Annotated in this window: 14 protein-coding genes; 12 read left to right on the forward strand and 2 right to left on the reverse strand. The window is 62.4% G+C overall.

Annotation, left to right across the window (positions count from 1 at the left end; translation table 11 throughout):
• Positions 1–122 precede the first annotated feature (122 nt).
• Entirely contained in the window at positions 123–1,790 is a 1,668-nt protein-coding gene (locus JK202_RS05250) for a stimulus-sensing domain-containing protein (protein WP_249199711.1), read from the forward strand.
• Between the two features lie 134 nt (positions 1,791–1,924).
• Here JK202_RS05250 and JK202_RS05255 read toward each other — a convergent pair whose 3' ends face one another.
• Together JK202_RS05255 and JK202_RS05260 are read right to left on the reverse strand one after the other, a co-directional pair.
• Entirely contained in the window at positions 1,925–2,284 is a 360-nt protein-coding gene (locus JK202_RS05255) for a UrcA family protein (protein ID WP_211558920.1), read from the reverse strand.
• 169 nt (positions 2,285–2,453) lie between these two features.
• Positions 2,454–2,804 (reverse strand): endoribonuclease L-PSP, encoded by a 351-nt coding sequence (locus JK202_RS05260; RefSeq protein ID WP_211558922.1) that lies wholly within the window; start codon positions 2,802–2,804, stop codon positions 2,454–2,456.
• Between the two features lie 92 nt (positions 2,805–2,896).
• Here JK202_RS05260 and JK202_RS05265 point away from each other — a divergent pair, with 92 nt between their 5' ends.
• The 11 genes from JK202_RS05265 to JK202_RS05315 all read left to right on the forward strand — a co-directional run bounded on the left by JK202_RS05265 (position 2,897) and on the right by JK202_RS05315 (position 11,683).
• Entirely contained in the window at positions 2,897–3,358 is a 462-nt protein-coding gene (locus JK202_RS05265; RefSeq protein ID WP_211558924.1) for an HPr kinase/phosphorylase, read from the forward strand.
• 49 nt (positions 3,359–3,407) lie between these two features.
• On the forward strand, positions 3,408–4,373 hold the full coding sequence (rapZ, locus tag JK202_RS05270; RefSeq protein ID WP_211558925.1) for an RNase adapter RapZ: 966 nt from the start codon (positions 3,408–3,410) through the stop codon (positions 4,371–4,373).
• Positions 4,370–4,810: a PTS sugar transporter subunit IIA gene (locus JK202_RS05275; RefSeq protein ID WP_211558927.1), complete on the forward strand. Its 441-nt coding sequence runs from the start codon at positions 4,370–4,372 to the stop codon at positions 4,808–4,810. Before rapZ ends, JK202_RS05275 begins: the two co-directional genes overlap by 4 nt.
• Before the next feature lie 14 nt (positions 4,811–4,824).
• Positions 4,825–5,115, forward strand: coding sequence for an HPr family phosphocarrier protein (locus JK202_RS05280; protein ID WP_211558929.1), 291 nt, complete (start codon positions 4,825–4,827; stop codon positions 5,113–5,115).
• Positions 5,108–6,979: a phosphoenolpyruvate--protein phosphotransferase gene (ptsP, locus tag JK202_RS05285; protein WP_211558931.1), complete on the forward strand. Its 1,872-nt coding sequence runs from the start codon at positions 5,108–5,110 to the stop codon at positions 6,977–6,979. The genes JK202_RS05280 and ptsP overlap by 8 nt, the downstream gene beginning before the upstream one ends.
• A gap of 59 nt (positions 6,980–7,038) precedes the next feature.
• Positions 7,039–7,593, forward strand: a complete 555-nt coding sequence (locus JK202_RS05290; RefSeq protein ID WP_211558933.1) for a Fur family transcriptional regulator — start codon at positions 7,039–7,041, stop codon at positions 7,591–7,593.
• 6 nt (positions 7,594–7,599) lie between these two features.
• Positions 7,600–8,052 (forward strand): hypothetical protein, encoded by a 453-nt coding sequence (locus tag JK202_RS05295; protein ID WP_211558935.1) that lies wholly within the window; start codon positions 7,600–7,602, stop codon positions 8,050–8,052.
• A 32-nt stretch (positions 8,053–8,084) separates the two neighbouring features.
• Positions 8,085–9,104: an asparaginase gene (locus tag JK202_RS05300; protein WP_211558937.1), complete on the forward strand. Its 1,020-nt coding sequence runs from the start codon at positions 8,085–8,087 to the stop codon at positions 9,102–9,104.
• A gap of 87 nt (positions 9,105–9,191) precedes the next feature.
• The gene (locus JK202_RS05305; RefSeq protein ID WP_249199690.1) at positions 9,192–10,619 is read left to right on the forward strand and encodes a sugar porter family MFS transporter; all 1,428 of its coding nucleotides are present in this window, start codon (positions 9,192–9,194) and stop codon (positions 10,617–10,619) included.
• Positions 10,620–10,706: 87 nt separating this feature from the next.
• Positions 10,707–11,117, forward strand: a complete 411-nt coding sequence (locus JK202_RS05310) for a hypothetical protein (RefSeq protein WP_211558939.1) — start codon at positions 10,707–10,709, stop codon at positions 11,115–11,117.
• Positions 11,118–11,257: 140 nt separating this feature from the next.
• Positions 11,258–11,683: a hypothetical protein gene (locus JK202_RS05315; RefSeq protein WP_211558941.1), complete on the forward strand. Its 426-nt coding sequence runs from the start codon at positions 11,258–11,260 to the stop codon at positions 11,681–11,683.
• The last annotated feature ends 9 nt before the right edge of the window (positions 11,684–11,692 follow it).

Consider the following 11,692-nt stretch of genomic DNA (forward strand, 5'->3'; position numbering starts at 1 on the left):
ACCGGCTCGAACAGGGCCGGGACCGCCAGCGTGCCGAATCGGCTCGCGCGGGGCTGGGCGAGTCCCTGAGGAACGTCGGGGCAAAAATCCTGAAGCGTCTGCGGCCCCGTCAGGCATCGGAGATGTCTCTGTCGCGCAGGCGCCTGGCCTCGCCGCTTCTGGTGCGGATCCTGCTGCTCAATGCCTTGCCGCTCGCCCTTCTGGCGGTCACGCTGCTGTTTCTGGACCAGTTCCAGAACGGCCTGCTGGAAACCGACGTCAACGCCCTGCGCGAGCAGGCCCATATCTACGCCGGAGCCCTCGGCCAGTCCGCCGTCCGGGTGAGTGCCCATGCCTCCGGCCATCCTGCTCCCGGCGGCAATCTGGAGCTGGATGTCGCGCAGGCCCGCCCGCTGCTGGCCCGCCTGACCGAGCCGAGTCCCAACGCCCATGCCCTGCTGTTCGACCCCGACGGAAAGCTCGTCGTGGACAGTCGCACAGCCTCGCACGGTAAGCAGGATCATGCTGGCCCCGATCCGGTGGATGGTGGCTCGTGGCAGCCGCCCCGGAACAATTTCCTTGAAAGCTTCTATGACTGGCTGTTGTCGCTCCTGCCGCTGACCTCCAGCGAGGAAGTGACACTCGATACCAACGACACCGCCATGGACGGCCCGCATGATGCCCAGCCGTTCCATTCCCAGGCGGAGCTGCCGCCTTTCATCCGCCGCACCAAAGACCATCAGCTTGTCGTGACGGTCGTGGAGCCGGTTGTGCGCGACGGCGTAACGGTTGGCGAGATCCAGCTCACCCGTCACGCGCCGGAAGTGGACCGCACGCTCTTTGCCGTCCGGTCCTCGATCCTGTCGCTGGTTCTGGCGGCCCTCGTCGTGACGGTCCTGCTGTCCTGGTATCTGTCGCTGACGATTGCCCGTCCGCTGCTGACGCTGGCGCGCGCGTCCAACGACATGCGCGAGACGGATGGCCGCAAGGATCTTGTGCCCGAGCGGCTGCTGGCGCGGCGTGACGAAATCGGCGTGCTGGCCCGCTCGCTTCGCGGCAGTGCGCTGGCGCTCTGGGCGCGGATGGATGACATCGAACGCTTCGCCGCCGATGTCAGCCACGAGATCAAGAACCCGCTCTCCTCCATCCGCTCCGCAATCGAGACGCTCCCGCGCATCCAGATTGCTGAACGGCGCGAGAGACTGCTCGGCATCATCAACAGCGATGTCAAACGGCTGGACCGCCTCATTACCGACATTTCCGACGCCAGCCGGATCGACGCGGAGCTTTCCCGCGTGCGCCCCGAACCTGTCTCGGTTGTGGCACTACTCTCCATTCTCGCGGAAATGCACCAGACGACGCGCCGCGAAAACGATCCCGTGCTCCGGCTGGATGTCCGCGATCAGGACCCACCGCTGAAGGCGTTGGCCGTGGAAGACCGTCTGGTTCAAGTCCTGCGCAATCTGATCGGCAATGCAGTGTCGTTCTCGCCGCCGAAGGGCATCATCGCCCTGCATGCCAGCGCGCGTGACATTGCCGGGAGCGGCCCCGGAACGGGGAGCGTGGTGGAAATCACCATTACCGATCAGGGTCCCGGCATTCCGCCCGGAAAACTCGACAGCATTTTTGACCGCTTCTATTCAGAACGACCCCAGACCGAGAACTTCGGCCAGCATTCCGGCCTCGGCCTCGCGATCAGCCGGCAGATCATTCACGCCCTGCGCGGCAATCTGTTCGCCGAGAATCGGATGGATGCGTCCGGTGCGATCCGGGGTGCCTGTTTCGTGGTGCGTCTCCCCCGCGCGTCCTGACGCGGGCATCCGGACCGGTGTCAGAATGGTTATGGACGGCCCCGTTGACAGCCCGTCGATCACGCCTGGCACAAGTGTCGCTGCGAAGGGTAATGCGAGGATCAGAACCGGAAAGACATGCCGGGACATGGCCTTTACTGTCCCGTGGAAAGGGCGAGGATCACATGTCCACTCTGATGTGCGCCCTTCTGTTCACTGCGCAGTTCAAAGAGGTTGTCCCGGGCGTTGGTGAACGCATCCTGTTCGCACTCGCTCACGTCGTTTCCCATCTGCCAGCCTTCTCTGGAGAGCTGCTGGCAGAGGGTGTGTGATGCCAGGGCGACCCGCTGTGTGGCGGTGTGCCAGTCCTGAGTGGAATTGAGATCCAGGGCAGAAAGGTCAATTTTTGTGCTGGCGGTGCCGGTCCCGGCAGACTGGGCCTGAGCGGCCTGGAACGGAAGAGCGATGCTGGTAACGGAAAATGCGCAGAGCAGAAGGGCAGAAAAACGGATCATGGCACGAAGCTCCTGAAGAAAAATCCGACGCTCCTGGCGTCTGGAAATCTTCAATGCATCAAGCGTGCCAGTTTTGATTTTCTGCGTAAAAAATCTGCTCCTGACGGTCTGTTAAAGCAGTTTTTCTGGGAAAATGGTATTTCAGGCCACAAATTGGCGTCTGATGCCGTTATTCATGTGGTGTGGCGGTCAGACTCAGTGCAATGCGTTGTTCGGGAAGAGGGAAGCGCTGTACGATCCGCAGGGTCAGTGCAGGTTTTGCCGCGGCGAGAGCTTCATTCAAGGCTGCCTGGCACTGGCTGAAGGTCTGTCCTTCGCGGATCATGGCGGCAACGTGCCGGGTGTGGCCAAGAGTCAGGCCATGGTCGGCAAGGGCCAGCGAAATGGCCGAAAGGGCCGCCTGACATTCATCTGCCAGCCGACCGGGGCGTTCCCCTTCGGGGCTGAACCCGCTGAAATCAGTGCAGGTGACCTCGTCTCCATGTACGGTGACGGTTTGGTGAAGGGAGGATGCGCCCATAGCGGTTCGTAGTCCTGATCCATGTCAGAGGTCCGTCATGCCCCTGTCCGACCCAAGGTCTTAGTCCGCTCCCGTGGAGGTCGCAATCCATCATGTCCGTCCTGTCATGCCCGTCTGAAGGCTCGGTCCATGCCTGCTGTGTGGCGTGGAAGGGGAAGGGGGTTCTGATTTCGGGGCCCCCGGGTTCCGGGAAATCCGAGCTTGCCCTGAGGCTGATGGATGCGGGTTTTGATCTTGTGGCAGATGACCGGGTTCTGCTGGATGGGACAGTCGCGTCCGCCCCTGACCGCATTGCGGGACTGATTGAAATCCGGGGGGTAGGAATTCTTCGGACACCTTTTGTCATAAAGGCCACGGTCCGCCTGAGGGTCTGTTTGGGCGAGGGGCAACCCCGTCTGCCGGAACCCTGCCGAGACCCCTGGACGGGGGCAGTCATGTTGCATCTGGAGCCCGGTTTTCCGGGAACGGTGGCACGGATCAGGGCGGCCCTCAAAGCCTGCTGCGGCCCCTATGAATGGATCGCCGGAGCAGGGGGCGATGTTGCAAAAACGTGAAGGTGCGAAATAGTTCCGCACAAAAAGAAAAACGGCTAGAGTGTGGCATATGGCATCGGCGAACCATCCCGAGTCTGGCTCCTTATCCGAATACGGTCATGGCTCCCGTCGGATCCTGATCGTGACGGGTCTGTCCGGAGCGGGAAAATCATCCATATTGCGGGTTCTGGAAGATCTGGGTCATGAGGTCGTGGATAACCCACCCCTGAACCTGATCCAGGCGCTTGCTTCACGGGCCGGGCAGAATCTGGCCATCGGGATCGACGTCCGCAGTCGCGGGTTCGAAGCCTCCCGTGTGCTGGAAGAGCTCGAACGCCTGCGGCTCCTGCCTGACTGCTCGGTGCAGCTTCTTTACGCCACGGCCGAGCCTGAAATTCTCCTGCGTCGCTTTACCGCCACGCGTCGCCGCCATCCACTGGTAACCAGCGGCACCATTCTTCCCGGAATCGAACAGGAAACCGCCCTTTTGGCCCCTCTGCGGGCCAATGCGGACCTGGTCATCGACACGTCCGACCTGCCATCCCCGGAACTCCGCCAGCTGATCGAGACGCGCTTTGGCAGCACGGGCGGGGAAGGGCTGACGGTGGCCTTGATGTCCTTCGCCTATCCGTCCGGTCTGCCCCGCGAGGCGGACATGGTTTTTGATGCGCGCTTCCTGCGCAATCCGCATTATGATCCTGCACTCCAGCCCATGACCGGGCTGGATGAGGCAGTGGTGCAGTACGTGAAGTCAGACCCGGCCTATCCCGCGTTTTTCGGCCATATCCAGAGCCTTCTGGAACTCGTGCTTCCCCGTTTCGTCGCGGAAGGCAAGAAATACGCGACCATTGCCATCGGGTGCAGTGGCGGGCGTCATCGTTCGGTGACGATCGTGGAAGAGCTGGCCCGTATCCTCCCGAAAACAATGCCGGTCGGACCGATGATGGTTCTGCACCGCGAACTCGCCCGCAAAGGTCTGGCGTCCTGGCGCTGGGCCGTTCCCCCTCAGGACCCTTCACAGGACAGAACAGTATGATCGGACTGATGCTGGTAACGCATGGACGTCTTGGCGATGTCCTGCTGGAAACGCTGGTGCATGTCGTGGGTCCGCAGACGCAGGTGGGTGTGGTGGGCGTGGCGGATGACGACGATCCGGCGGTGCTGCGACCGGCCGCCGAACGTCTTCTCCAGAAACTCGATACCGGTGAGGGCGTGCTGCTGTTGACGGATATTTTTGGAAGTTCGCCGTCCAATCTGGCGCTTTCGTTGCGCGAGCCGGGTCATGTCGAAGTCGTGTCGGGCGTGAATGTGCCGATGCTGGTCAAGCTGGCGAAAACGCGGCCGGATCTGGATCTTGCAGGCTGCGTCGAAAAGGCCACAATGGCGGGGCGGAAGTATATCGCCGTGGCGTCACAGCTTCCCGCCCCCTGTCTCCATGGCGGGCCGCGTGCCTGTACGCTGCCGGTTCACTGAGTTGAGTTCACTGAATGAGCGATACGACCCTTTCTGTTCCGCCGCGTACTGTCAGCATCGTCAATCATCTGGGCCTCCATGCCCGCCCCGCCGCCAAGATCGTGACCACTGCCGAGCGTTTTGACGCCGAGGCCACGATTGCGCACGGCACCAATGTCGTCTCCGCCCTGTCGATCATGGGGCTGATGATGCTGGGTGCGGGCGAAGGGCAGGACGTGACCCTCCGTGCCCACGGGCCTCAGGCCAAAGAAGCGCTCGATGCGCTACAGGCCCTGATCGCGGACGGATTTGGCGAGCGTGACTGAAACGCCGCCCCGACCGGCCCGCAGCCGCTCTCCCCGAACGTCCCGACGCAGCACGCGCTCCGGTGTTTTTCTTCAGGGCAAGGCCATCACGCCGGGCATGGCGCTCGGTCCGGCAGGGCGCGTCGAAGAACTCCCTCTTCCGGACATCACCGAGCGCTACAGCGCCATCGGGCCGGAGGCAGAGACTGTCCGGCTGGACGAAGCGATTGCCCGCGCCTTCCACCAGATCGAAAAAATGCGGGACCGGCTGGTTGGTTTGCCGGAAGAGGGACGCGAGGAAATTGCCTCCCTCCTGACGGTCTATGAACGCATGCTCGGTCCGTCGCGGCTGGTGCGTCAGGTGCGGGGCCGGATTGCCGATGACGGGCTCTGTGCCGAGGCCGCTGTCTCGGAAGTCACGCATGAACTGGCGTTGCAGGTCTCGCGCATGGCCGAGGCTGTGGCGCGCGAGAACAACACGCAGGAAGCCGATGCCAATCTGCGCCTTGCGGGAGAGTTCGAGGAAATCGGGCGCCGTCTGGTGCGGAACCTGACCGGCATTTCCTATCGCGCGTTTTCCAGTCTGCCTCCGGGGTCCGTTCTGGTCGCCGAGCAGCTTCGTCCGGCGGATGTCGCGATGATCGATCCCGCCCGTGTTGCGGCGGTCGTCACGCAGGGCGGCGGTGGTGCGGACCACACGGCCATTCTTCTGCGAGCCCTCGATATTCCCGCTATCCTCGCCGTGCCAAACCTCATGGCGCAGGTGCAGGAAGGCGAGATGCTGGTCGTGGACGGGCATCTCGGCACCGTCACGCTCTCTCCCAATGAGAGCGAACTGCGTCTGGCCGCAGAATCCGCACAGCGCGAAGTCAAGGAAAAGCGGGCTTTCGGGCGCCTCAAGCGCCTGCCTGCCCAGCTTCAGAGCGGCGAGGACATCGAGCTTTCGGCCAATCTGGAACTGCCGGCGGAAATGCCGATGCTCCTGCGCAATGGCGCGAAGGGCATTGGCCTGCTGCGCAGCGAGTTCCTGTTTGGCGAACGTGAGGATCTGCCCGACGAAGACGGCCAGACGGAGGCCTATCGCGCCATTGTGCAAGCCATGGACGGCCGGCCTGTGACGATCCGCGTGCTGGACTGGGGCGGCGAGAAGGGCCGCGCCTGCATGCGCAGGCTGGGTCTGGCGGAGCAGGTCGCGGACGGAGACAATCCCGCGCTGGGTCTGCGGGGCGTGCGGCTTCTGCTTCGCGTGCCGGAGGTTCTGGAAACGCAGTTCGCGGCCATCCTCCGCGCCGCCGAGCCTGCGCAGGGTTGTCCCCCCGGTCGGGTGCGGATCTTGCTGCCGATGGTCACGTCGTCGGACGAAATTGTGGATGCACGCGAGATTTACGACCGCGTGGTGCGCCGCCTTAAACGCAAGGGACACAAACTCCCCGATCCGCTGCCCCCGCTGGGAATCATGGTCGAGACCCCGGCTGCGGCGCTCACGGTGGACACGCTGGCCCGACACGCCGATTTCATGGCGCTCGGCACCAATGACCTGACGATGTACACGCTCGCTGTGGACCGCGCGGATTCCATGGTGGCGGACCGATACAGCCCGCTGCATCCGGGTGTGTTACGTCTGATCGCAGCGGCTGCAGATTCGGCGCTGCGGGCGCGCCGTCCGATTTCCGTCTGTGGTGAAATGGCGTCTGATCCCCGGGTGGTGGCGCTGCTGATCGGTCTGGGTCTGCGCGCTTTTTCCATGAATTCCGCCTCTCTGCCACGCGTGAAGAGGCTGATCCGCACCCTGACGCTCGAAGACTGTGACCAGCTCCGGCGGCAGGTCATGCTGGAAACCGATCCGGTCGTGATCCGCGATCTGGTGCGGCAGTTCGCGACCTGACCTGATGTTTGCGTACGGGTCTCTCGGCAAAGCGTGACGGGGATGCCATATTGAGCACCATGCCGGATTCTTCTGCCATCGCTGATGCGCTCACCTTTTCGCCCGAGGTCACCCAACGCCTCGATCACACGGCCGACTGGTGCCAGCGCAACGGACAGCGCCTGACCGAAACGCGCCGTCAGGTGCTGGGTCTGATCCTGTCCAGCGAAAAGCCCTCTGGCGCCTACGACCTTCTGGCCCGACTGCGCCCCGCTCATCCGAAAGCCGCTCCGCCGACGGTATACCGGGCGCTGGATTTCCTGCTGGAACACAGCCTGATCCATCGTCTGGAGCGGCTGAGCGCCTTTGTGGGCTGCTCGCACGCCGTGGAATGTCCGCATGGCTGCAACCATCATGACGAAGGCGGGATGCACCGCGCGCAGTTCCTGATCTGCCGGGGCTGTGACCGGGCCTGGGAGCTGGAGCAGGAAACGATCGCCCCGATCCTGACGCGTGCGGCACAGGGCATGGGATTCCGCGCCGAGGCCGCGACCGTTGAAATCGAAGGCCTGTGTGCGGCCTGCCAGAAAGCTGGTGTCACGCCGGTGCGGCGTCCGAAAACCGCAGCGGGCTGAGACATCATGGGCCGCCGTTCCCCGTTCCCGGCGTCCCTGTTCGAGAAGCTGCCGAAGATCCGTCGCGAGCGCCCGGTCCGTTTATCGCCAAGTAGCCCCATGGATGGAGCGCAACAGCCGGACCTGCTGGACTGGACTCCACCACTGATCCATCTGGCGGCTGAGGATGTCGAGGCCTGCTTTCTGGATCCGGGCAGCTTCCGGCCTCCGGCAGGCGCGGCATTCCTGTATCATCTGACGGATGCCGAAACCGCCCGGAGTTTCGTGGCAAACGGATTGTCCCTGACGGACAGTCTCATGTTCCGCACCGCAGCCCATCTGGCCGAAGACCTCGCAGACATTCCGACGACAGGAGACATGGGCGTGGTGCGGGTGCGACGGCGCCTGATCCAGCCCTGGATGACCCCCGATCGCCAGGACGGCCGTCCGTGCTATGTGCTCGGGCCACAAACGTCCTGACAAACACCATGAGAGGCAGGGAGAGTAATCATATGGCAGCACAGTCGGGCCTTCTGGCCGAAGTCACGCGCGGCGGGCGTGTGGAATCCCACCATCTGGGCCGGGCGGTCGTCGTCGATGCCGATGGCGGCGTGGTCTGGTCCTGCGGCGATGTGGATGCCGCTGTCTTCCCGCGTTCGACCGTGAAATCCCTGCTGGCGATCGAACTGGTAGAGAGCGGCGCGGCCGACCGTCTCGGTCTGAGCCCGGATGCGCTAGCTCTCGCCTGCGCCTCGCATGGTGGTGAGAAGGCCCATGCCGAAATGGCCGCCACGATGCTGGCGTCGGTCGGGCGGGATGTGACGGCGCTGGAATGCGGCACGCACTGGCCGACCTATGAACCCGCAGGCCGGGCTCTGGCGGCGGCGCATCAGGCCGCCTGTCCGCTGCACAACAACTGCTCGGGCAAGCACGCGGGCATGGTGTGTCTGTCCTGCGATCAGGGGATTGATCCGTCCGGCTACATTGATCCGTCCCATGAGATCCAGCGCCGCGTGACAGATGTTCTCGCCGCCCTGATGGATACGCCGCATGACGACAGCAATCGCGGCATGGATGGGTGCTCCATGCCGACCTATGCCGTGCCGCTTAAAGCGCTCGCGAAAGGTTTTGCAAGATTTGGCGCGGGAACCGGACTGTCCGAAGGGCGTTTCCGTGCGGCCACACGTCTTCGTGAGGCTGTGGCGGCCAATCCGTTCATGGTCGCGGGGACGGGGCGCTATGACACGAAAATCATGGATCAGTTCGGCACACGGGCCTTTGTGAAAATGGGCGCGGAAGGCGTGATGATCGCCTCCCTGCCAGAGCTGGGGCTGGGTCTGGCCATCAAAACCGATGACGGCGCCAACCGTGCCGCAGAGGTCGCAATGTCCGATATGATGCGGCGCTTCGGCGGCGATATTTTGTGTGTGGATGAGACTGACCGCGACATTCTGGACGCAACATCGGTTCAGACGCTGCGGAACTGGAACGGGTTCACGGTTGGCGAAATCCGCTCCGCCCTCCCGCGATAAGCGATTTTGTGTTATAGGTAACGTATATGACACCTCGGTTAAAGATTGGTGTCGTTTTATGACTGAGTGAGAGGAACGCACTGCCACATGAATGATCAGGTCGGAATGACAGGGACCCCATCGTCGCAGGATGACAGCAGCACATCCATTTTTGATCCAACACGCTTCAAGATCATCGCGATCGGCGTGATTGCGGCACTGGCGGGCCTTATGTCCGGACTTGATATCGGTGTGGTTGCAGGCGCGCTGGATCTTTTCGGCAAGGAATATCACGCCTCCACCATCGCGCTGGAATGGGTCGTCAGCTCCATGATGGCCGGTGCGGCGGCCGGTGCGCTGAGCGCAGGGTGGATGTCCAAGGCGCTTGGTCGCAAACATTCCCTGATCGTGGGCGGTGCGATTTTCGTGGTCGGAACCATCGGCTGCGCGATGAGCTGGTCGGTCCCCTCCATGATTTCCTTCCGCGTCGTCATGGGCATCGCGGTCGGTATTTCCGCCTTTACGGCCCCGCTGTACCTGTCCGAAATCGCCAGCGAGGATGCGCGCGGGGCGATGGTTTCGACCTATCAGCTCATGGTGACGGTCGGCATTTTCATCGCCTTCCTGTCCGACACGTATTTCTCCTATAGCGGCAACTGGCGCTGGATGTTTGGTGTTGCGGGCATTCCGGCCGTGCTGTTCCTGATTGGTGTTCTGTTCCTGCCTTACAGCCCGCGCTGGCTGATGGCCCAGGGACGTCACAAGGAAGCCCGGCAGATCCTGCTCGACCTGCGCGACGATCCACTGGAGGCCGCCAAGGAAATCCGTGCGATCCGCGAACAGCTTGAGACGAAACAGGAAGGCTTCAAGCTCTTCCGCACCAACTCCAATTTCCGCCGGTCGGTAGCGCTGGGCGTGATGCTTCAGATGACGCAGCAGCTCGCGGGCATCAACATCGTCATGTATTACGCGCCCAACATTCTTGCGGCCGCGCATTTCGATCAGCAGTCCCAGATGTGGTGCACGGCCATCATCGGTCTGGTGAACATGCTGGCGACTTTCGTGGCCGTGGGTCTGGTTGACCGCTGGGGCCGCAAGCCGATCCTCTATGCGGGTTTCACGGTCATGGCGCTGGGCATGGGCGTTCTGGCCATGCTGCTCCAGACGGGCATGACCACGCAGTCCTCCCAGATCGCGGCCGTCTTCCTGCTGATGATCTTCTGCGCCGGGTTCGCCATGTCCGCAGGGCCGCTGATGTGGGTGCTGTGTTCCGAGATCCAGCCGCTTGGCGGACGTGATTTTGGGATCGCCATCTCGACCTTCACCAACTGGATGACCAATCTTCTGGTGGGTGTCAGCTTTCTGACCCTCATGCAGACCATGGGAACGGCGGGTACGTTCTGGCTCTTCGCCGGGCTGAACGCGCTGTTCCTGCTGCTCACGATCCTCTTCGTCCCCGAGACGCGGGGCATGTCCCTTGCTGTCATCGAAAAACGGCTCATGTCGGGAGTGAAACTCCGCAAACTGGGCCGCTAGAGTTTTCCGGGCATCACCATCGAGTGACCATGCGCCCGGCCTCTCTGGTCGGGCGTTTTCGTTTAAACCTTTCCTAAGGAAACGCGCTTGAGCGAATTTTCCCCATCCTTTCGTGACATCAACCGCGGCGGCGTCCTGCTTGTCTACGCGCTCTATATCGCCCGCTTCTTCACAGGCATCAGTCTTCTGGCGGGTGTCATCCTTGCTTACCTGTTGCGCAGATCAAGCGTTGGGGTAGAGCGGATGCATCTGAACTGGCTGGTGCGCCTGTTCTGGTATGACGTGGCCTTCATCATCGGCACTGCCGCCCTGTTCCTGGCCTGCTTCCTGAGCGAGCCGCCCGGAAGCTCCGGCCCAGGTCAACTTCTTTTTCTGTTGCCGATCAGTATTTTCGTCGTGTGGAATATTGTTCTGCTGGTCTCGCTGGTTCTGGGGCTGCGCGGCTTTCTGGCCGGGCGCGGCCCGCTTCCGGAACGATTCCGGGCGCTGGCAGAATAACTGTTCGCCAGAACTGGTGTAATTCGCCAGTTTTTGGATTCCTGGACTGGCCGTAAACGCTACAGGTCTCGAAAAAGCGGTTCTGGCACGGTTCATGCATCAAGGTTTCTGTCGAGTTTTTCTCAGAGGAATCTTCCCTCATGTACGCATCTTACGCCCCTTATGAACCTGCAAACCGCTACAGCCGCGGAAATGACGCGGAAACCGGGCGCGATCTGGTTCTGCTGATCTATGCTTTATACATTGCCGGTTTCTTCACAGGTGTGACGGCTCTGATTGGTGTAATAATTGCGCATAAGAGTCGCCGGACCGCTATGGGACTGAAACGCGCGCAGCTGGACTGGCAGATCCGGATGTTCTGGTACGGCGCACTGGCCCTGACGGTCATCGGGATGATCCATCTCATGGTCGCAGGCCTGGGCGCCATCACGGGCGGTCTAGGACTGGTGTTCATGGTGGTGCCGTGGGGGCTGACGCTCGCCTGGGGAATTCTCACGGTCTGGGCCATCGCACGGGGCGTTCATGCCGCGCTGCTCAACCGTCCCGTGGCCTCTGTACAGTTCTGAAGCCGGAAA

It is taken from the genome of Gluconobacter sp. Dm-62 (genome assembly GCF_018256155.1).
Classification (GTDB): domain Bacteria; phylum Pseudomonadota; class Alphaproteobacteria; order Acetobacterales; family Acetobacteraceae; genus Gluconobacter.

Bases quoted from the DNA above. Each gene is read 5' to 3' on its own strand.
- JK202_RS05290 (WP_211558933.1), top strand. From the start codon at position 7,039: ATGCCGGATTCTTCTGCCATCGCTGATGCGCTCACCTTTTCGCCCGAG.
- JK202_RS05305 (WP_249199690.1), top strand. From the start codon at position 9,192: ATGAATGATCAGGTCGGAATGACAGGGACCCCATCGTCGCAGGATGAC.
- JK202_RS05255 (WP_211558920.1), bottom strand. From the start codon at position 2,284: ATGATCCGTTTTTCTGCCCTTCTGCTCTGCGCATTTTCCGTTACCAGC.
- JK202_RS05295 (WP_211558935.1), top strand. From the start codon at position 7,600: ATGGGCCGCCGTTCCCCGTTCCCGGCGTCCCTGTTCGAGAAGCTGCCG.
- JK202_RS05300 (WP_211558937.1), top strand. From the start codon at position 8,085: ATGGCAGCACAGTCGGGCCTTCTGGCCGAAGTCACGCGCGGCGGGCGT.
- JK202_RS05250 (WP_249199711.1), top strand. From the start codon at position 123: ATGTCTCTGTCGCGCAGGCGCCTGGCCTCGCCGCTTCTGGTGCGGATC.
- JK202_RS05275 (WP_211558927.1), top strand. From the start codon at position 4,370: ATGATCGGACTGATGCTGGTAACGCATGGACGTCTTGGCGATGTCCTG.
- JK202_RS05265 (WP_211558924.1), top strand. From the start codon at position 2,897: ATGTCCGTCCTGTCATGCCCGTCTGAAGGCTCGGTCCATGCCTGCTGT.
- JK202_RS05280 (WP_211558929.1), top strand. From the start codon at position 4,825: ATGAGCGATACGACCCTTTCTGTTCCGCCGCGTACTGTCAGCATCGTC.
- JK202_RS05315 (WP_211558941.1), top strand. From the start codon at position 11,258: ATGTACGCATCTTACGCCCCTTATGAACCTGCAAACCGCTACAGCCGC.
- rapZ (WP_211558925.1), top strand. From the start codon at position 3,408: ATGGCATCGGCGAACCATCCCGAGTCTGGCTCCTTATCCGAATACGGT.
- JK202_RS05260 (WP_211558922.1), bottom strand. From the start codon at position 2,804: ATGGGCGCATCCTCCCTTCACCAAACCGTCACCGTACATGGAGACGAG.